The sequence below is a fragment of the Micromonospora sp. NBC_00898 genome (assembly GCF_045207895.1).
In the GTDB taxonomy this organism is placed as follows: Bacteria; Actinomycetota; Actinomycetes; order Mycobacteriales; family Micromonosporaceae; genus Micromonospora.
The window spans coordinates 4352655-4373248 of sequence record NZ_CP108775.1; the positions used below are offsets into that span (position 1 = coordinate 4352655).

Below are 20594 nucleotides of genomic sequence, written 5' to 3' on the forward strand. Positions count from 1 at the left end.
GTCCCTCTCCCTCGCCCGGCCTAGCCGATGTCCCGGCGCTGCAGCAGCAACCCGCCCAGCGCCGCGAAGGCGACCAGGTAGGCCGCGACGACCAGCGCCGCCTGCCCGCCGCCGCCGGCCGCCGCGACGCCGGGGGTGTCCCCGGGCGCGCCGAGCGCCGCCGCCAGCGACCCGGCGTTCGGGCCGGGCAGCCCCTTCTGCACCTGGGCCACCCAGTCCAGCAGGGGCGCGGCGATCGCGGCGAGCAGGTTCTGCACGGCGAGCATCCACACCAGACCCAGCCCGACGGGCAGGGCCACCGCGCGCAGCCCGACGGCGAGCACGGCACCGAGCATGGCCCACATCGTCGCGATGAGCCACCCCGCCCCGATCCCGGTGAGCAGATCGCCGGCGCCGGGCCAGGTCACCGGCTGCGACTCGGCGGCGGCGATCAGCGCGGCGGCAACCGCGCCGAGGACGAAGACGGAGAGCACCACGACCAGCGCGGCGACCGCCAGGGCGAGCAGCTTGCCGGCGTACACCTCCAGCCGGGAGGGGCCCTGGGACAGGACGGTCTTCCAGGTTCCCCAGCCGTACTCACCGCCGACGACGAGGACGCCGAGGATCAGCACGATCGCGCCGAGGAAGACCGGCAGGCCGCCGAGCGAGTTCCCGACCAGGTGGTCCGGGAGGAGCATCGGCAGGGTCCGGTCGGTGTTCGGGCCGTCGGTCCCGCCGGCGATGCTGGCGTACGGGAAGACATAGGTGAAGACCAGGGAGAGCACCAGTGTGATGGCCAGCAGCAGCCAGGACGCCGGCCGGCGGACGAGCTTGGCCAGTTCGGCCCGGTAGCTACGCGACATCGGCCGTTCCCTTCTCGATGAGGTCGAAGAACACCTGCTCCAGGTCCCGTTCCCGGGGCCGCAGCTCGCGGACGGCCACCCCGGCGCCGACCAGCTCGGCGTTGAGCCAGGCGGCGCGTTCCGGCTCCACCGCCAGCTCCAGCCCGCCGTCGACCACCCGGACCCGCTCCGGTCCGACCAGCTCTCCGGCCCGGGCGGCGGCCGCGTCGAGCGGGTCGGCGAGTACCCGCAGGCCGGCCGCCCCGCGCAGCTCGGCGACGCTGCCCTCGGCGATCAGCCGCCCCCGGGAGATCACGCCGACCCGGTCGCAGACCTGCTCGACCTCGCCGAGCAGGTGGCTGGAGACCAGCACGGTGCAGCCGCTCGCCCCGAGCCGCCGGATCAGCGTGCGCATGTCCGCCATGCCGGCCGGGTCGAGGCCGTTGGTCGGCTCGTCCAGGATCAGCAGGCGGGGGTCCTTGAGCAGGGCGGCGGCCACGCCGAGCCGCTGCTTCATGCCCAACGAGTAGCCGGCGTACCGGTCGCCGGCCCGGTCGGTCAGGTCGACCAGGTCCAGCACCAGGGCCACCCGATCGGCCCCGACACCGGCGTAGCGGGCCAGCACCCGCAGGTTGTCCCGCCCGGAGAGGTAGGGGTAGAAGGCCGGCCCCTCGATCAGCGCGCCGACGCCGCCGAGCCGGCCGGCGCCGGGCGGCCGGCCGAGCAGCCGTACGGTGCCGGCGGTCGGGCGGACCAGTCCGAGCAGCATCCGCAGCGTGGTGGTCTTGCCGGCGCCGTTCGGGCCGAGGAAGCCGTACACCTCGCCGGCCCGGACGGTCAGGTCGAGGTCCCGCACGGCGGTCAGGCCGCCGTACCGTTTGGTGAGCCCTTCGGTCTGCACTGGCAGGTTCATGCCCCGAGCGTGCCGCCCGGCGGCCCGGCGCACGTCGCCCCACAGGCGGCCCTTCCCCTACGCCCCCGGGCGTACGCGGGTGCGGGTGTCAAGCAGGGGCCTGGTACCGCGTGCGGCGTTGACAGGGACCCTTCCTTACACGGCGGCCAGGACGGCCGCCTCGAGGCGGGCCCGTTCGGTGCCGTCGGGCCAACCGCCGACCAGGTAGAACGCGTCCACCACGTCGGCGCCGAGGGTGGAGATCCGGGCGGCCCGCACCTGGGCGCCGGCTTCGTCGAGGGCGCAGGCGACCCGGTAGAGCAGCCCGGCCGCGTCGGCGGCGCGCAGTTCGAGCAGTACCGCGTCGGTGGCCGCCTCGCGGTGCCAGACCACCCGGGGGGCGGCGCCCTCGCCGCGGGCGGCGAGGGCCCGGCCGCGCAGCCGCTGGGTGACGGAGACGTCGCCGGTGACCGCCCGGCGCAGGTCAGCGCTGAGCGCGATCGGGTCGGGCGCGAGCCCGTAGCGGGGTTGGACCCGGCATTCGACCAGGGCCCGCCCGTCGACGGTGGAGGCGTCCGCCGAAAGCACCTCCAGCCGGTGCAGGGCCAGGCAGCCGGCGACCGTCGCGAGCAGGCCGCGCCGGTCCGCCGCGGCCACCGCCACCCGGTCCTCGGCCAGGTGTACGACCGGCAGTGGCCCCGCCAGCAGCGCCGGGTCGGGGGCCGGGGGCGCGGGCAGCACGCCGGTGTCCAGCGCGGTGCGCACCCGGGCGACCAGTTCGGCGACGAGCCGCCCCTTCCAGTCCGACCAGGCGGCCGGGCCGGTGGCCGCGGCGTCGGCGCGGACCAGGGCGTGCAGCAGGTCGAGGGTGGTGGGGTCGCCGACCTTGCCGGCCACGTCGGCGATGGTCTTCGGGTCGGCGAGGTCCCGGCGGGTGGCCACGTCGGGCAGGAGCAGGTGCAGCCGGACCAGGTTGCCGATCAGGTTCGCCTCCGGCTCGGGCAGCCCGATCCGGGCGGCCACCCCCTCGGCGAGTGGGGCGCCGACGGTGCTGTGGTCGCCTGACAGTCCCTTGCCGATGTCGTGCAGGAACGCGCCGAGCAGCAGCAGGTCGGGGCGGTCCACCTCGCGGGTGTGCCGGCTCGCCTCGTACGCGGTCTGCACCAGGTGCCGGTCGAGGGTGAACCGGTGCACCGGGTTGTGCTGGGGCAGGCTGCGCAGCCGGGTCCACTCGGGCAGCCAGCCGTCGATCAGGCCGTACCGGTCGCAGGTCTCCCAGGCGGGCACCAGGCCGGGACCGGCGCCGAGCAGGGTGACCAGCGCGGCCCGGGCGGCCGGCGGCCAGGGCGCGGGCAGCGGCGGGCAGTACGCGGCCAGCCATTCGCAGGTGGCCCGGGCGATGGGCAGCCGGGTTGTGGCCGCGGCGGCGGCGACCCGCAGCGACAGGCTGGGGTCGGGGCGGGCGCCGATGGCGGTGCGGGCGAGCACCAGCTCGCCGTCGTGTTCGACGACGTCCCGGGCGACGGGGCGGCGCAGTGGCCGGCCGTCGGCGCCGCGGCGGCGGCCGGAGCGGAGCCGGTCGGCGGCCCGCCAGGCGTCGTCGAGGGCGTGGCTGACGGTGCGGGCGTCCCCGGCGACCCGGCGCAGCAGCGCGTCGCCGTCGTCCAGATCCAGCAGGCGGGCGACGCCGTCGCGTTCCTGGGCGACGAGCCGGTCGACGCGGCGGCCGACCTGCTGGTGCAGGGCGTCGCGGGTGTCCAGCAGGCGCAGGTGGGCGGCGCGGACGGCGGGGCGCAGCGCGTCGGTGATGCCGGCGGTGGCGATGGCCCGCAGGATGCCGACGTCACGCAGCCCCCCGGCAGCTTCCTTGAGGTCGCCTTCCAGCAGGAAGGCCAGTTCGCCATGGGTGGCCCAGCGGGCGCTGGTGATCTCCTTCAAACCGGGGAGCTGGCGGACGGCGGTGCGCCGCCAGTGGTCGGTGGCGGTGCGGATGAGCTGGTCGGCCAGCGCCCGGTCGCCGGCGACGAAGCGGGCGTCGAGCAGCCCGAGGGCCACCTTGACGTCGTCCTGGGCCACCGACAGCGCCTCGGCGACGGTCCGCACCGAGTGGTCCAGCCGCAGCCCCGCGTCCCAGATCGGATACCACAGCGACGCCGCCAGCTCGTCGGTCCCCGCCACCCCCGCGTGCAGCAGCACCAGGTCCAGATCCCCGTACGGCGCACACTGCCGCCGCCCCAACCCACCCACCGCGATCAACGCGATCCCGTCCCGCGCCGGAAGCAGCGCGGCCAACCACCGATCGAACGCCGCGGCCCGGTCGGCCCGCGGCCCCTCCCCGATCCCCCCGGGAACGCCGACGACCTCGTTGATCAAGAGGTTCGCGTCGCCGTCGCCGGGGTGTCCTGACGCATCCTTCTTGATCAACGAGGTCATCGGTGCGGAGCTCCTCAGAGGGCGTCGAGGCCGCGTTCGCCGGTGCGGACGCGGACGACCTCCTCGACGCCGGTCACCCAGACCTTGCCGTCGCCGATCTTGCCCGTGCGGGCGGCCGCCACGATCGCGTCGACGATCTTGTCGACGTCCATCTCGTCGGTGAGCACCTCGACCCGGATCTTGGGCAGGAACTCGACCGTGTACTCGGCACCCCGGTAGACCTCGGTGTGCCCCTTCTGCCGGCCGTACCCCTGGACCTCGCTGACGGTCAGCCCGGCCACGCCGAGGGCGTGCAGGGCCTCCTTCACCGCGTCCAGCTGGTACGGCTTGATGACCGCGGTCACCAGCTTCATGTCCAACCCCTCCATCCCAGGAACGTTAACCGGCGACCTTTTCGCTGACCGGCTCGGCGGGCTCGGCCGCCGGCTCGGCGGTCTCCGGGGCCGGCTTGGTGGCGCCGATCCCGGCCATGGCGAACGCGCCGCCCGCGCTGCTGCCCGTGGTGGGCGAGAGGTCGTACGCGCTCTCCGCGTGCTCGGCGACGTCGATGCCGGCGACCTCGTCCTCGGCGTCGGACCGCAGGCCGATCGTCTTCTTGATGACGAGGGCGATCAGCGCGGCCACGCCGAACGAGTAGACCGAGACGATGCCGCTGGCCAGCGCCTGCCGGCCGAGCTGGGTGACCCCACCACCGTAGAAGAGGCCCTCGCTGGCGCCCAGGCCCTCGATGGCCGAGTTGACCTGGAGGGTGGCGAACAAGCCGATGGACAGCGAACCGATCCAGCCGGCGACGAAGTGCACGCCGACCACGTCGAGCGAGTCGTCGAAGCCGAGCCGGTACTTCAGGCCGACCGCGACCGCGCAGACCGCACCGGCGACGAGGCCGAGCAGCACCGCCGGGAGCGGGGCGATGAAGCCGCAGGCGGGGGTGATGGCGACCAGGCCGGCGACGGCGCCGGAGGAGGCGCCGACCAGGGTCGGCCTGCCGTTGCGCAGCCACTCCACGATCGCCCAGCCGACCAGGCCGGCGGCGGTGGCGACCTGGGTGTTGACGAAGGCCACCGCGGTGGTGCCGTCGACGGTCAGCTCGGAGCCGGCGTTGAAGCCGAACCAGCCGAACCAGAGCAGGCCGGCGCCGAGGGCGACCAACGGCACGTTGTGCGGCTTGAAGCTCTCCTTCGGCCAGCCGATGCGCTTGCCGAGGATCAGCACCAGGCCGAGGCCGGCGGCGCCGGCGTTGATGTGGACCGCGGTGCCACCGGCGAAGTCCAGCGCCTTGATCTTGGAGCCGATGAAGCCGCCGCCCCAGACCCAGTGCGCCACCGGCACGTAGACCAGCGTGAACCAGGCGAAGGCGAAGAGCAGCCAGCCGGAGAACTTCAACCGGTCGGAGACCGCGCCGGAGATCAGGGCCACGGTGATGACCGCGAACATCATCTGGAAGACCATGAAGACGTACGTGGGGATGCCGGTCCCCGCGCCGAGGAAGAGCCACTCCTCGCCGATGAAGTTCGTCTGCGTGCCGAAGTACTGGGTGAAGCTGCCGATCACGTTGTTGGCCCCGGCGCTGTCGTTGGTGCCGAACGCCAGGGTGAAGCCGTAGATGACCCAGAGTACGGAGATGAGCCCGATCGCGGAGAAGCTCATCATCATCATGTTGAGTACGCCCTTGGACCGGTTCAGGCCGCCGTAGAACAGGGCCAGACCGGGCGTCATGAGCAGCACGAGCGCAGACGACAAGAGCAACCAGGCGGTGTTGCCGGTGTTGATCTCCACGCTGCCTCCTCTCGGTGTGGAAGTCCTCCCTCCGACTGAGACCTGGCAGCATCGCCCGTCAGCCGGTTGCGCGGAAGCTTCGCCGCCGGCTGTTTCACTCAACGACCCCGGCCGATTTCCGATCCGTGACGGCTTGTTTCGTACGTGTGAAGAAACCCGCACAACCGTCGGGATGGACGGCGGCGGATCGGCCGTACGGCGGGCGTCGATGGCCGGCCGACCACCGGCGCCCGCGCTCCGGTCGATCAGCGCAGCGCGTTCTCCAGGGCGTGCCGCTCGTAGTCGAGCAGCCGCAGGTCGCGCATCGGGCGGCGGAGGTGACCCTTGTGCACGATCCGGACGAACGCTGGCTCCCCGGCGGCGGCCATCCGGCGGATGCCCTCGACGTGGTCGACGATCCGCTTGCGGATGGTCCGGATCAGCCGGTGCCGGTCCCGGGGGATCAGCCCGTACGCGTCGGCGAAGAGCCGCAGCCGGCGCGGTCGGTCGGGGCGCTTCCAGCCGAGGGTGATCGAGTCCCGGTCGGAGAAGATCGGCACCCAGGTCCAGGCCGCGTACGCCACGTCGTAGATCCGCGCGCCGGGCGAGGCCAGGTCGAAGTCGATCAGGCCGAGGGTGCCGTCGGGACGCCAGATCACGTTGTGCGGGGCGGCGTCGTGGTGGCAGATCACCTCGGTGTCCGGCGGGGGCGGGCCGAACGAGCGCCAGACCGCCCCCGGCGGCGGGGTGAAGCCGTACTGGGCGTCGTGGAACATGCGCAGCATGGTCGCCACGGTCACCAGCGCCTCGTCGGTGACCCAGTGCGGGGCGAGCGGATATTCCCCGCACTCCCCCTCCAGGTACGACAGGACCTCGCGGTTGCGCTCGTCCATGCCGAGGGCGCGGGGCGCGCCGGTGAACCCGACGTACTCCAGGTGGCGCAGCAGGGCGTGGACCGAGGGGGTCCACGGTCCGGCGTTGCGCCGGACCGTGTCCCCGACCCGGACCACGGTGCTCACGTTCCCGCCGTGCAGCGGGATCTCGTGTGAAGTCACGTACGGTCTCCCGAGGCGCGGCGACGGGTGGCTGGGGTCGCGCCACCCCACGTAGGCGCGATCGTCAGTCGTCACTCGAGGTTACGCGTCCCAGGCGAGCGGCTCGGTGCCGAGCAGCGCGTCGACGAACTGCGCCGGGTCGAACGGGGCCAGGTCGTCCGGGCCCTCGCCGAGGCCGACCAGCTTGACCGGGATGCCGAGCTTGCGCTGCACGGCGATCACGATGCCGCCCTTGGCCGTCCCGTCGAGCTTGGTCAGCACCACGCCGGTCACGTTGACCACCTCGGTGAAGACCCGGGCCTGCTCCAGGCCGTTCTGCCCGGTGGTGGCGTCGAGGATCAGGATCGTCTCGTCGATCGGGCCGTGCTTCTCCACCACCCGCTTGACCTTGCCCAGCTCGTCCATCAGGCCGATCTTGTTCTGCAGGCGGCCGGCGGTGTCGATCAGGACGGTGTCCACGCGGGTGTCGATGCCCCGCTTGACCGCGTCGAAGGCGACGCTGGCCGGGTCGGCGGCCTCGGGCCCGCGGACGGTCTCCGCGCCGACCCGGCCGCCCCAGGTCTCCAACTGGTCGGCGGCGGCGGCCCGGAAGGTGTCGGCCGCGCCGAGCAGCACGGTGCGGCCGTCGGCGATCAGCACCCGCGCGATCTTGCCGCAGGTGGTGGTCTTGCCGGCGCCGTTGACGCCGACCACCAGCAGCACGGCCGGCACGCCGTCCTTGGGGGCGGTCTTCAGTGACCGGTCGAGCGTCGGATCGAGGGCGTTGACCAGCTCGGCGGCGAGCAGGGCGCGCAGCTCGTTGCCGGAGCGGGTGCCGAGCACCCGGGTCCGCTCCCGGAGCCGGTCGACGATCTCCCGGGTGGCGTCGATGCCGACGTCGGCGGTGATCAGGCTGTCCTCGATCTCCTCCCAGGTGTCCTCGTCCAGGTGGTCGCGGCTGAGCAGGCCGAGCAGGCTCTTGCCGAAGACGTTCTGCGAGCGGGACAGCCGGGTGCGCAGCCGGACCAGCCGGCCGGCGGTGGGCTCGGGGATCTCGATGGCGGGGGCGGGCGCCTCGATCACCGGTGTCGGCTCGACCAGGACGCCGGTGGACAGGTCGGACTCCGCCGCTTCGACCGGCGGACCGGCCAGGTCCTCCTCGGCCCGGGTGTCGACCTCCGTCTCCGGCAGCGGCGGCTGCGGCCGCCGGCGCAGCCGTGGCACCACCAGCCCGAGGGCACCGAGGATCAGCACCCCGAGCAGGGCGAGCGCGATGAGGAGGTATTCCGTCATGCCGAAATCCTGTCAGATGCCGGCGACGGCGTCTCATCGACCGCGCCCCGCCGCCGGTGGCGGCGGGCGGTAGGGTGTGCCACCGCTGGCTGGTTGGCTTAGCGATCCTATGTATGTCCGGTCGCTGGTGGCCATGTTCGCCGGCCGGATTTGCGGGATCCGGTCCCGTATGGTGAAGCGTCGACTGTTGGTAGCTGCGGGTAGGGGTGTGGGGTAGTGGCTGGCGCGTGGTTGACGTCGACGGCGACGTGCACTGCGTACCGGGTGGTGTGCGGCGGTACGCCCGACGCGCCGGGTGTGCGGGTGCCGGTGGCGGGGCGGGTGTTTGCCGAGCGGGTGGGGTGGCTGGCGGACCTGGTGCGGGGCATGGCCGATCAGGTGATCGCCGCGCAGTGGTCGGATGCGGATCTTGCGGTGCTTGCTGGTGGGGTCGGCGTTGATGGGAGGCGTCTGCCGGCCAGTGGGTGGATGGCGTTGCGCCGGCTCGGTTGGGGTGCGGTGGCGGCGGCGGGTGTGGTGGTGTCGGACCGGGTTCGTCGCATCGCCGAGGAAGAAGCCGCCCGCGCTCTGCGGCTGGGATGTCACCGTCGTGCGGTGGTTGCCGCCCTGCTGGCGACGTGGCCGGCCGATCCGTTCGCGCGTACCGATGGCGAATGGTCGGGGTTGCGGGCGGCGCTACCCGAAGGCACCGATACCGCGACGATCCGTAACCGCACCCGGCAGATCACCGCATACGTGGGCGTGCATGGGCGGCTGCCGGCGGGGTTGTGTGAGTTGGAGGGTCCGCCGGTTGTGGCGCGGCAGGTGAGCCTGGCCGCTGCCGATCGGCAACAGGTCGTCGTCGACCGGGTCGACGACCGCATGATCCGGGTGTGGTCGCAGCTTCCGACATGCGCGGCGCCGGTCTCCTACCGTGACTGGCTGTGGCATGCCTTCGACGTGGCGCTGCCGGCGAGCGTGCCCGCCGGGGTGAAGGTGTGCAGCCCGACGGTGCGGCCCCGCGACGGCAGGGTTCGGGTCGACCTGCCGTGGCAGGCCCCGCACACCCCGCCGCCGGTGGACGGGCACACGCGTGGGCTGGGTGTCGACTGGGGGGTGAACACCCTGCTGACCGCCACCGTGGCCGACCTCGAGGGCGGCTGCGTCGTCGTGGACGGGCGTCCGTTGCGGTTCGACGCGACCGGCGTGTCGGCGAAACTGGTGCGACTACGCCGCCACCGCGAACACCTCAACACCAAAGCCGACCACCTGTCCCGGCTGCGGGACGGCCGGCCCGCCGACGCCCCCGCCGAGGCGGCCCTGGCCGGCAAGCTTGCCTGCTTGGAGGCCGAGCATGCGGCGGTGTGCGCCCGGATCCGGCATCTCAACCACGCGGTTGCCTGGTCGGCGGCGCGGTGGCTGGTCGACCACGCGACCGGGGTCGGCGCCACCGTCGTCTACGTCGAGAACCTCGCGACGCTCGAGGCGGGTGGCCGGTCACGCAGCCTCAACCGGCGACTGTCCGGTGCGGTACGCGGCACGGTGTTCACCGCCGTCGCTCACCTCGCCGCGCAAGCCGGTATCGCGGTCGTGACTGTTCCGGCGCGTGGCACGTCGTCGGGCTGTCCCCGCTGCGGCGGCGCGGTCACGCACGTCAAGACGCCGGACCGGTGCGTGGCCGGGTACCGGTGGGCGATTTGCTCGTGTGGCCTGTCACTGGACCGCGACCACGCCGCCGCGCAACGCATCGCCGCCCGGGGCCTGGCCAACCAGACCAAAACCCGCCCCGACCGTAGCGGCCAGGCCGCGATCCACGCAGCCACCGACACACCCGTGCGGCGCCGGGCGCGTCGATCAACCCCAGCCGCGACGACCAGGCCGGTGCGGGACCGACGCAAGACCGCACCCACCCGCAAGCAGACCCGACCTACAGGTGCCAAAACCTCACGCCTGCTGCCCTTGCGACGGCAGGTTCCCGCCCCGACAGAACCCCCACCGGGAACTGGCGGCAAGCGTCCGGCGGGACGGACACCCCAGGAGACCAACCCGCCAGGGCCGGTCCGCCAGGTGCCGCACACGGTTCCCACCACCGCCCGGCGACACCCCCACCGGGTCCGCGGGGCAATCCTCGGCCGCGGCTTCCACCGCCACGTACACGCCACCCCCATCACCCACCAGGACGGCGGTACAGGCACGATGTCCGCCCCGCTGAGGATCACATAGGAAACCAGAGACGCTCGACGCCAGCCAGCTGTGGTGCGACCGCCGGCCGGGTAGTAAACATGAAGTCCGCTCACCTCGGAGGTCGACCATGCCCAGCGCGCGCCTGCTCATCGGTCCGTTGCTGCGGCGGGTCGTCGGCACGCGGGCCACCGTCTGGGTCGAGACCAGCGCGCCCGCCGTGGTCACCGTCCGCACGGCCGACGGCGCCTCCGGGACCGCGCCGACCTTCTCCGCGTACGACCATCACTACGCGGTCGTCGTGGTGACCGGGTTGACCGCGGACGGCGCGACGACCTACGAGGTGCTGGTCGACGGCGAGGTCGCCTGGCCGGTGCCGGAGAGCGGCTTCCCGGCCAGCGTCATCCGGACCCGGGCCGCCGACGACCGGGACCAGCCGGTCAGCCTGATCTTCGGCTCGTGCCGGGAGACCACCCAGCACGCCACGGCCCGCAAGCTGCCCCCGGACGCGCTCGACGCGTACGCCCGGCGGTTGATCGCCGACCCGGACCCGGCCGCGCTGCCGGATCTGCTGGTGCTGCTCGGCGACCAGGTCTACGCCGACGTCACCTCGCCGACCGTGCGGCGGCTGCTGAGGCGGCGCCGGCGGCGGCCGAAGGACGCCCCGGCGACGCAGGTGGTGAGCTTCGACGAGTACACCAAGCTCTACCTGGAGTCCTGGCGCGATCCGGAGATCCGCTGGCTGCTCTCCACCGTGCCGAGCGTGATGATCTTCGACGACCACGAGGTGATCGACGACTGGAACACCTCGGCCGCCTGGCGGGCGGACATGCGCCAACAGCCCTGGTGGGCCGAGCGGATCCGCAGCGGGCTCGCCTCGTACTGGGTCTACCAGCACCTGGGCAACCTCGCCCCGGACGAGATCGCCGCCGACCCGCTCTTCGCCAAGGTGACCGCCGCCGAGGACGCCACGAGCGTGCTGCACGAGTTCGGCGAGCGGGTCGACACCGAGGCCGACGTCGCCCACGACACCGAACGCTGGCGGGCCGTGCAGTACCAGTGGAGCTACGCGCTGGACCTGGGCCGCACCCGCCTGGTGATGCTGGACAACCGGTCCAGCCGGGTGCTGGAGTCGGGCAACCGGGCGATGCTGCCGCCGGGTGAGTGGGCGTGGTTCCTGGACCGGGCGCACGGCGTGTACGACCACCTGGTGGTCGGCGCCTCGCTGCCCTGGCTGCTGCCGCCGGGCATCCACCACGTGGAGGCCTGGAACGAGCGGCTGGCCGACTCCCGGCGGCCCTGGGTGGCGATGGTCGCCGAGCAGCTCCGCCGGGCCCTGGACCTGGAGCACTGGGCGTCCTTCAGCCGCAGCTTCGACGCGCTGGGCGAGCTGTTCGCTCGGCTCGGCAGCGGCACGCCGGGGCGGTCCGGCGACCGGGTCGGCGCCGGGCCGGCGTACGCCCCACCGGCCTCGATCAGCGTGCTCGGCGGTGACGTGCACCACTCGTACGTGGCCCGGGTCCGGTTCGCCGACCCGGCCGTCCGCACCCCGGTACACCAGCTCACCTGCTCCCCCATCCACAACCAGGTGCCGGCCGCGATGCGTCCGCTGATGACGCTGGGCTGGTCGCCCGGCCCGGCGGCGGCCACCCGGGCCCTGGCCCGCTCGGCCGGGGTCCGCCGGCCGTTGGTGCGGTGGAGGAAGCTGGCCGGGCCGTACTTCGGCAACGCGGTGGCCACGCTGACCCACCGGGGTCGCTCGGCCGAGGTCCTGATCGAGGGCACCACCGCGGACGGCCACCTCCGCACCGTGGCGCAGCGCCCGCTCACCGACGCCACCTGAGTACGCTGCACGCCGTGGACGAGCACCTGCCGGAGACGCTGCGCGCGGTGGAGGACGAGCTGGCCGCGTTGCTGCGCCGCGGCCGGGCACTGTCCTGGGAGATCGCCCGGGAGGTGCATCCCAACCTGGAGCCGAACGCGTACGGCCTGCTGCTCTGGTTGCGTCGCTGCGGCCCGACCCGGCTGACCGACCTGGCCGTCCGGCTCGGCATCGGCAAGGGCACGCTCAGCCGGCAGATCAACGGGCTGGAGGCGCTCGGCCTGGTCCGGCGGGACCCGGATCCGGGCGACCGGCGGGCCGCCCAGCTCAGCCTCACCGAGGAGGGCACCCGCCGGTTCGACGCGGCCCGGGCGGCCCGGCTCGGGCAGATCCGGCGCACGATGGAGAGCTGGCCGAGGCGGGACGTCGAGGAGTTCGCCCGGCTGCTGCACCGGTTCAACGAGACCTTCTGAACGCGGTCCCGGCGGGAATAAGACCTGCGCCACGCCAGGTTGTTGCTTGAGGCAACCAACCCCTACGGTTGCCTGAGGCAACTCTTTCTCGCCGACTTTCCGCACCGGAGGCACCCCACGATGACCCAGGCGACAGCGCCCACCCGGGCGACCGCCGTCGACATGACCCACCGGCAGATCCTGGAGGCCCTCTCCGGCCTGCTGCTGGGCATGTTCGTCGCGATCCTCTCCTCCACGGTCGTCTCCAACGCGCTGCCGCGTATCATCACCGAACTCAAGGGCGGCCAGTCCGCGTACACCTGGGTGGTCACCTCGACGCTGCTGGCGACCACCGCGACCACCCCGATCTGGGGCAAGCTCGCCGACCTGACCAGCAAGAAGCTCCTGGTCCAGCTCGCCCTCACGGTCTTCGTGCTGGGCTCGGTGCTGGCCGGCCTCTCCCAGTCCACCGGGCAGCTCATCGCCTGCCGGGTGCTCCAGGGCGTCGGCGCCGGCGGTCTCACCGCGCTCGCCCAGGTGATCATGGCGACGATGATCGCGCCGCGCGAGCGGGGTCGCTACAGCGGCTACCTCGGCGCCGTGCTGGCCGTCGGCACCATCGGCGGGCCGCTGATCGGCGGCGTCATCGTCGACACCGACTGGCTCGGCTGGCGCTGGTGCTTCTACGTCGGCGTGCCGTTCGCCATCCTCGCCCTGGTCGTGCTCCAGAAGACCCTGCACCTGCCGGTGGTCAAGCGGGCGGCGAAGATCGACTGGTGGGGCGCCACCATGATCACCGCCGCCGTCTCGCTGCTGCTCATCTGGGTCACCCTGGCCGGCGACAAGTACGACTGGATCTCCTGGCAGAGCGCCGTCATGGTGGTCGGCGCGCTGCTGCTCGGCGCGATCGCCGTCCGGGTGGAGAACCGGGCCAGCGAGCCGATGATCCCGCCGCGGCTGTTCCGCAACCGCACCATCACCCTCGCCGTGATCGCCAGCATCGCGGTCGGCGTCGGCATGTTCGGCGCCTCGGTCTTCCTCGGCCAGTACTTCCAGATCAGCCGCGGCGAGAGCCCGACCATGTCCGGCCTGATGACCCTGCCGATGATCCTCGGCCTGCTGCTCGCCTCCACGATCGTCGGGCGGATCATCACCAACACCGGCCGCTGGAAGCGGTACCTGGTCGCCGGCTCGGCCCTGCTGACCGTCGGCTTCGCGCTGATGGGCACGCTGCGGGCCGACACCGACTACTGGTTGATGAGCGGCTACATGGCGCTGATCGGCATCGGGCTCGGCATGACCATGCAGAACCTCGTCCTCGCCGTGCAGAACACCGTCGGCCCGCACGAGCTCGGCGCGGCCAGCTCGGTGGTCGCCTTCTTCCGCAGCCTCGGCGGCGCGATCGGCGTCAGCGCGCTCGGCGCGATCCTCGGCCACAAGGTCAAGGACTACATCGCCGACGGGCTGGCCGGACTCGGCATCAACGCCGCCGGCTCGGGCAGCGGCGGCACCCTGCCGAACGTCCACACCCTGCCCGCCCCGATCCGGGCGGTCGTCGAGTCCGCGTACGGGCACGGCGCCGGGGACATCTTCCTGGCCGCCGCCCCGTTCGGGCTGATCGCCCTGATCGCGGTCTGCTTCATCAAGGAGGTGCCGCTGCGCCGGCACAACAGCGAACCCATCGCCGCCGAAGTGGAGCAGGAGTCGACCGTCGCGGCCGGCGGCGGCGCGGCCGTGGTACGGACCGGCATCCGGGACTGACCGATGAGCACCCCGGTCGATCGTGAGGAGTACGGCCCGGAGGCCCGTCCGCTGCCATTCGAGCGCGGCACCGACGGGCCCCGGGTGGTCCTGGTCGGCGTGGACGGCACCCGGACCTCGCTGCGGGCCGGGTCCTACGCCGCGGGGCTGGCCCGCCGGCAGGGCGCCGGGCTGGTGGTGGTCTTCGTCAGCTCCCCCGCCGCCTACGCCGGGCTGATGACCGGGGTGGTGGCGGGGGCGGTCCAGCAGACCCACGACGAGCTCGCGGCCGAGCTGCGCCAGGACTGCCGGCGGGGGGCCGAGGAGCTGGGCCTGCCGGTGACCTTCCTCTGCCGGCGCGGGGACGCGTACACCGAACTCTGCAAGGCGGCCGACGAGTCCCGCGCGGACCTGGTCGTGGTGGGGTCGTCCGAGCAGGCCGGGCACCGCCTGGTCGGCTCGGTCGCCACCCGCCTGGTGCGCGCCGGCCGCTGGCCGGTCATCGTGGTTCCCTGACGTGTCGGGAGGGGTCCCCTGTCAACGCCTGGCGTTGTACAGGGGACCCCTCCTCGCGAATACCGGTCGCGACTGTCGCGCCCGCCCAGCAGGATGGCCGACATGACCTGGAGAGCACCGGAGATCACCCGGACCAACGAACCGTACGTCGGCGACGAGCGCACCATGCTGGAAGGCTGGCTCGACTACCACCGGCAGACCCTGCTGATGAAGTGCGCCGGCCTGACCGCCGAGCAGTTGAAGACGCCCAGCGTGGAGCCGTCCGGGCTGACCCTGCTCGGCCTGGTCCGGCACATGGCGGACGTGGAGCGCTGGTGGTTCCGGATCCGGGCCGCCGGCCAGGACATCGCCGGCCTCTACGAAGCCGAGGAGGACCCGGACGCCGACCTCAACGCCGTCGCCGACGCCGACCCGGAGGCCGCCTTCGCCACCTTCGCCGCCGAGGTCGAGGCCGCCCGGGCCGCCGCCGCCGGCCTGTCGCTGGACCAGACCTTCCCGCGCCCGCGCCGCGACGGCACCGCCGACGAGTTCAACGTCCGCTGGGTGTACGTGCACATGATCGAGGAGTACGCCCGGCACAACGGCCACGCCGACCTGATCCGCGAACGGATCGACGGCGTCACCGGCGACTGACGGCTCAACTCGGTCACGATGCGGCGGGTCGCGGTCTCCCGGGCACCGCGACGCGCCGCGACGGCCTCAGTACGCCAGCGCCGCCCGCAGGTAGCGAAGGTCGGTGGCGCCGCCCCAGCGGTGCGCGGAGAGGCCGGCGGCACGGGCGCCCCGGACCGCCCAGTCCTCGTCGTCGACGAAGAGCACCCGCGCCGGCGGGGTCTCCAGCGCCTCGCAGGCGGCCTGGAAGTACTCCTTCGCCGGCTTGTGCACCCCGATGACCGAGGAGTTCACCACCACGTCGAAGTCGTCGGTAAGTCCGAGCGCGGCCAGGTCGGCGTCGAGCAGGTCGGTCGCGTTGGTGCCCAGGCCCACCCGGACGCCGGCCGCCCGGACCTCACGGACGAACGCCAGCACGTCCGCGTCGACCTCGCCCCGGTAGCGCTGCCACTCCTCGACGGCGGCGCGGGCCCGCTCCGGCCCGCCCACCGACCCGGCCAGCGCGTCGGCCACGCTGGACACCCACTCGGCGTGACTGACCCGACCGGTCAGCACCGGCTGGAGCCGCCCCCACTGCATGGCGATCTCGCCGAGCACGCCCTCGGAGAGGCCGTACTCCCGCTCCACGCCGGCGGCCACCGCCGGGTCCCAGTGACGCAGCACGCCGTCGAAGTCCACCAGGAGCGCCGTCGCGCGTTCCCGAGCCACTAGTCGTTCTCCTCGCCGCGGCCAGGCCGCTCGTCGTCCTCGGCCCGGTTGAGCCGTTGGCTGATCACCTGGGTGACGCCGCTGCGCATGGTCACGCCGTAGAGCGCGTCGGCGATCTCCATGGTCCGCTTCTGGTGGGTGATCACGATCAGCTGGCTCTTCTCCCGCAGCTGGGCCAGCAGCGTGATCAGGCGGCCCAGGTTCACGTCGTCGAGCGCCGCCTCCACCTCGTCCATGATGTAGAACGGGCTGGGCCGCGCGCGGAAGATCGCCACCAACATCGCCACCGCGGTCAGCGACCGCTCGCCGCCGGAGAGCAGCGACAGCCGCTTGATCTTCTTGCCCGGCGGCCGGGCCTCCACCTCCACGCCGGTGGCGAGCAGGTCCTCCGGGTCGGTGAGGATCAGCCGGCCCTCGCCACCGGGGAAGAGCACGGTGAAGACCTGCTCGAACTCCCGGGCGGTGTCGGCGAACGCGCTGGCGAAGACCTCCAGGATCCGGTCGTCGACGTCCTTGACCACGGTGAGCAGGTCGCGCCGGGTGGCCTTGAGGTCCTCCAACTGCTCGGAGAGGAACTTGTAGCGCTCTTCCAGCGCGGCGAACTCCTCCAGCGCGAGCGGGTTGACCTTGCCGAGCAGGGCCAGCTCCCGTTCCGCCTTGGCGGCCCGCTTCTCCTGCACCGGGCGCTCGTACCGGACCGGCTCGGGCACCGGCAGGCCGTCCCGCTCGGCCGCCGCGACGTCCACCTGGGTGGGCGGGACGAGCTGGGCCGGGCCGTACTCGGCGACCAGCGTCTCCACGTCCAGGCCGAAGTCCTCGGCGGCCTTGGCCTCCAACTGCTCGATGCGCAGCCGCTGCTCGGCGCGGGCCACCTCGTCCCGGTGCACCTGGCTGGTCAGCCGTTCCAGCTCCGCGCCGAGCCGCTTGGCCGCGCCGCGTACCTCCTGGAGCTCCGCCTCGCGGGCGGCGCGCTCGCGAGCCACGGCGTCGCGGTGCTCCTCGGCCCGGGCGATGGACTCGGTGAGCCGGGTCAGCGCCTCGCGGGCGCCGCCGACCACGGCGCGGGCGATCGCCGCGCCCCGGGTGCGGGCCGCCCGCCGGGCCGCCGCGCGTTCCCGCGCGGCCCGCTCGGCGGTGGCCTGCCGCGCCAGGGAGTCGGCCCGCCCGGCGATCGAGGAGACCCGCTCCTCGGCGGTACGCACCGCGAGCCGGACCTCCATCTCGTTCTGCCGGGCCTGCGGCACCATTGCGGCGAGCTGGTCGCGTTCCTCGGTGGACGGTTCGGCGTCGAGCGGGGTGTCCTCGGCCAGCCGCAGCCGCTCCTCCAGCTCGGCCAGGGCCAGCAGGTCCCGCTCCCGGGCCGCCTCGGCGCGGGCCCGGGACTCGCCCAGCCGGTCCGTCTCGGCCTTCGCCGAGCGGGCGGCGGCGCCCAGCTCGGCGAGGCGCCGGGCGGCGGCGTTGCGGTGGCTCTCCGCCTCCCGCTTGACGGCGGCGGCGTGCTGGACGGCCTCCTTCGCGGCGGCCACCTCGGCGCGCGCGTCGACGAGCTGCTCCCGCAGCTCGGCGCTGGTCCGCTCGGCGGTGAGCCGGTTGGCCCGGGCCTCCTCGACGGCGGCCTGCACCTCGATGTAGCTGGTCGCCTTGGCCGACCCGCCGGCCGCCGCGTACGCCCCGACCACGTCGCCGTCCGTGGTGACCGCGCGCAGCTCCGGGTTGCCGGCGACCAGCTCGGCCGCGGCGGCGAGGTCGTCGACCAGCACCACGTCGCGCAGCGCCCGGTGCACGGCCGGACGGATCTCGGCGGCGCACTCCACCAGGTCGGGCGCCCAGTGGGCGTGCTCGGGCAGCTTGGGGCGCAGCGCGTCGGCCGGCCCGGCCATCCCCGGCCCGGCGGGGCTGCCGACCAGCAGTCCGGCCCGCCCGGCGTCGGAGATCTTCAACAGCCGCATCGCCTCGACGGCCTCGTCCACTCCGCTGACCGCAACCGCGTCGGCAAGCCCGCCGAGCGCGGCCGCGAGGGCCGCCTCGTGGCCCGGGGTGACGGTGAGCAGCCCGGCCAGGCTGCCGAGCAGGCCGGGCACCTGGTCGGCGCGGGCCAGCAGCGCGCCCGCGCCGTCCTTGCGGCGCAGGCCGAGGGCGAGCGCCTCCTCACGGGCCTTCCAGGTGGCGGCGTCCTTCTCCGCGGCGCGTTCGGCGTCGGCGAGGGAGCGGACGCCGGCCTGCGCCTGCTCGTGGACGGCCACCGCCTCGGCGTGCCGGGCGTCCAGGTCGGCGTTGTCCCGGTCCGCCTCGGTGGACACCTCCTCCACGGCGTCCAGCTCGGCCTGGGCCTTCTCGGCGCGGGACAGGGCGTCGGCGTGCGCGGCGGCGAGCCGTTCGATCTCCTCGCCGGCGCTGGTGGTCCGCGCCCGGGCCGAGTTCACCTGACCGGTGAGCCGGGCCAGCCCCTCCCGCCGGTCGGCGATGGCCTTGGCGGCGGTGACCAGCTCGCGTTCGGCCGCGGCGAGCTGCCGTTCCAGCTCCTGCCGGTGTTCGACGGCCTCGGCGAGCCGGATCTGGTCGTCGGTGAGCGCCGCGCGCAGCTCCTCCTCCTGCTCGCGGACCCGCTGCGACTCGGCCTCCAACTGGTCCGGGTCGCGGCCGGGACGCTCGTCGTCGCCGGTGGCGCTGAGGTGACGCAGCCGTTCCCGGGCGAGCTGCTCGATGGAGCGGAACCGTTCCTGCAGGGCGGAGAGCTTGTACCAGGTGTCCTGGGCGGCGGCGAGCAGCGGCGCGTCCTCGGCGAGGGCGGCCTCCAGCTCGCCGAGCCGGGCCTGCACCTCGGTGTGCTCCGCCTCGATCCGCTCGCGCCGCTCGCGCACCGCCGTCTCGTCGGCGATCTCCCGGTCCAGCGTGGTGCGCAGGGTGGCGAGGTCGTCGGCGAGCAACCGCAGCCGGGCGTCGCGCAGGTTGGCCTGGATGGCGGCGGCGCGGCGGGCCACCTCGGCCTGCCGGCCCAGCGGCTTGAGCTGGCGGCGCAGCTCGGCGGTGAGGTCGGTGAGGCGGTTGAGGTTGGTCTGCATCGCGTCGAGCTTCCGCAGCGCCTTCTCCTTGCGCTTGCGGTGCTTGAGGACGCCGGCCGCCTCCTCGATGAACGCCCGCCGGTCCTCCGGCTTGGCGTGCAGCATGCCGTCGAGCCGGCCCTGCCCGACGATGATGTGCATCTCCCGGCCGATGCCGGAGTCCGACAGCAGCTCCTGAATGTCCAGCAGCCGGCAGGAGTCGCCGTTGATCTCGTACTCGCTCTCGCCGGAGCGGAACATCCGGCGGGTGATGGAGACCTCGCTGTACTCGATCGGCAGCGCGCCGTCGGTGTTGTCGATGGTGAGGGTGACCTCGGCCCGGCCCAGCGGCGCCCGGCCGGCGGTGCCGGCGAAGATGACGTCCTCCATCTTGCCGCCGCGCAGCGCCTTGGCGCCCTGCTCGCCGAGCACCCAGGCGATGGCGTCGACGACGTTGGACTTGCCGGAGCCGTTCGGGCCCACCACGCAGGTGATCCCGGGCTCCAGCTTCAGCGTCGTCGCGGAGGCGAAGGACTTGAAGCCCTTCACCGTCAGGCTCTTGAGATGCACCTTCTCGATCCTCGTCCGGTGGCCGCCGTACCGTCGCCGGCTGCGCGGACCTGGTGAACCCGCAGACTAACCCGGGGGCCGGGGCACCCGGGTACGCGACCCACCCAGGCCGGTCACGCGCCGATCCGGCAGGGGTGTCCGCCGGTGGCGAGAATTACAAGATCGCTATTCGCGTTCCACGCCCCGGTCGCGCATTCCTCGGCCATTCACAAGATCGAGAAAGCGGCGCGGAAATGGGTGCGGACAGAACTGCGCGCCGGCACTGGAGTGTCGGCGCGCGTTTTTGCGTGGTGCGATTCAGTTTTCCGACAACCGGAGATCAGGTCAGCGCGGGTTCGGCCAGTCGGAGGAGGTCGTCCGCCTCCGCCGCAGCCGCCGCAAGCCGATCGTTCTCGGCGCGCAGACGCGTGATCTCGAACTCCAGTGCCTGAACCCTGGCACGCAGTTGGGTGACCTCGTCGAGCAGGCGCCGATCGGGCGCTGCACCTACGTGGCCGTAGAGGGCCTTCGCCATGCTGACTCCTTGATATGCGCTGCCGGAAAGGCCGGCCAACGCGCGCCCCTGGTGTTCGCGGCTGTCATCCCACCGATAAGTGGGCATGACCGGGCGCGACTGGCGACACCTACATATTGAGCCGAAAACCCCTCCTTCGTCAAGTTCTCGCAGGCCGTAGATCATCTCCACGTCAACCTGTCCACTTGTCGGGGGGCTGCCACAAGGCGCGGACACGCTCTGTCCGGACCA

The 20594-nt window shown here is 73.3% G+C and carries 16 protein-coding genes; 6 read left to right on the top strand and 10 right to left on the bottom strand.

The window, feature by feature from the left end:
- Positions 1-20: 20 nt before the first annotated feature.
- From OG799_RS21130 to ftsY, 7 genes are all read right to left on the bottom strand, one after another.
- On the bottom strand, positions 21-842 hold the full coding sequence (locus OG799_RS21130) for an ABC transporter permease subunit (RefSeq protein WP_406036878.1): 822 nt from the start codon (positions 840-842) through the stop codon (positions 21-23).
- Positions 832-1734, bottom strand: a complete 903-nt coding sequence (locus OG799_RS21135; protein WP_406036879.1) for an ABC transporter ATP-binding protein — start codon at positions 1732-1734, stop codon at positions 832-834. Before OG799_RS21135 ends, OG799_RS21130 begins: the two co-directional genes overlap by 11 nt.
- Positions 1735-1869: 135 nt before the next feature.
- Complete coding sequence (locus OG799_RS21140; protein WP_406036880.1) at positions 1870-4146, bottom strand: [protein-PII] uridylyltransferase; 2277 nt, start codon at positions 4144-4146, stop codon at positions 1870-1872.
- Between the two features lie 14 nt (positions 4147-4160).
- On the bottom strand, positions 4161-4499 hold the full coding sequence (locus OG799_RS21145; protein WP_170285500.1) for a P-II family nitrogen regulator: 339 nt from the start codon (positions 4497-4499) through the stop codon (positions 4161-4163).
- Positions 4500-4524: 25 nt separating this feature from the next.
- Positions 4525-5922: an ammonium transporter gene (locus OG799_RS21150; protein WP_406036881.1), complete on the bottom strand. Its 1398-nt coding sequence runs from the start codon at positions 5920-5922 to the stop codon at positions 4525-4527.
- 245 nt (positions 5923-6167) lie between these two features.
- Complete coding sequence (locus OG799_RS21155; protein WP_406036882.1) at positions 6168-7031, bottom strand: aminoglycoside phosphotransferase family protein; 864 nt, start codon at positions 7029-7031, stop codon at positions 6168-6170.
- Between the two features lie 6 nt (positions 7032-7037).
- Positions 7038-8228: a signal recognition particle-docking protein FtsY gene (ftsY, locus tag OG799_RS21160; RefSeq protein ID WP_406036883.1), complete on the bottom strand. Its 1191-nt coding sequence runs from the start codon at positions 8226-8228 to the stop codon at positions 7038-7040.
- 216 nt (positions 8229-8444) lie between these two features.
- Between ftsY and OG799_RS21165 the strand changes: the two genes are divergently transcribed.
- The 6 genes from OG799_RS21165 (at position 8445) to OG799_RS21190 (ending at position 15551) form a co-directional block, all read left to right on the top strand.
- Positions 8445-10430, top strand: coding sequence for a zinc ribbon domain-containing protein (locus tag OG799_RS21165; protein ID WP_406036884.1), 1986 nt, complete (start codon positions 8445-8447; stop codon positions 10428-10430).
- A gap of 88 nt (positions 10431-10518) precedes the next feature.
- Positions 10519-12231, top strand: coding sequence for an alkaline phosphatase D family protein (locus OG799_RS21170; protein WP_406036885.1), 1713 nt, complete (start codon positions 10519-10521; stop codon positions 12229-12231).
- A 14-nt stretch (positions 12232-12245) separates the two neighbouring features.
- On the top strand, positions 12246-12683 hold the full coding sequence (locus tag OG799_RS21175) for a MarR family winged helix-turn-helix transcriptional regulator (RefSeq protein WP_406036886.1): 438 nt from the start codon (positions 12246-12248) through the stop codon (positions 12681-12683).
- Positions 12684-12803: 120 nt separating this feature from the next.
- A complete protein-coding gene (locus tag OG799_RS21180; protein ID WP_406036887.1) occupies positions 12804-14423 on the top strand; it encodes an MDR family MFS transporter in 1620 nt (539 codons plus the stop codon).
- A gap of 3 nt (positions 14424-14426) precedes the next feature.
- Positions 14427-14918: a universal stress protein gene (locus tag OG799_RS21185; RefSeq protein WP_406036888.1), complete on the top strand. Its 492-nt coding sequence runs from the start codon at positions 14427-14429 to the stop codon at positions 14916-14918.
- A gap of 102 nt (positions 14919-15020) precedes the next feature.
- Positions 15021-15551 carry a DinB family protein gene (locus OG799_RS21190; protein ID WP_406036889.1) on the top strand — a complete coding sequence of 177 codons (531 nt, stop codon included), beginning with the start codon at positions 15021-15023 and terminating at the stop codon, positions 15549-15551.
- Positions 15552-15617: 66 nt separating this feature from the next.
- On the opposite strand, the gene OG799_RS21195 is transcribed toward OG799_RS21190, so the two are convergent.
- From OG799_RS21195 to OG799_RS21205, 3 genes are all read right to left on the bottom strand, one after another.
- Positions 15618-16238, bottom strand: a complete 621-nt coding sequence (locus OG799_RS21195; RefSeq protein ID WP_406036890.1) for an HAD family hydrolase — start codon at positions 16236-16238, stop codon at positions 15618-15620.
- Positions 16238-19849: a chromosome segregation protein SMC gene (gene smc / locus OG799_RS21200; RefSeq protein WP_406036891.1), complete on the bottom strand. Its 3612-nt coding sequence runs from the start codon at positions 19847-19849 to the stop codon at positions 16238-16240. The genes OG799_RS21195 and smc overlap by 1 nt, the downstream gene beginning before the upstream one ends.
- 319 nt (positions 19850-20168) lie before the next feature.
- Entirely contained in the window at positions 20169-20363 is a 195-nt protein-coding gene (locus OG799_RS21205; RefSeq protein ID WP_406046360.1) for a hypothetical protein, read from the bottom strand.
- Positions 20364-20594: the final 231 nt, after the last annotated feature.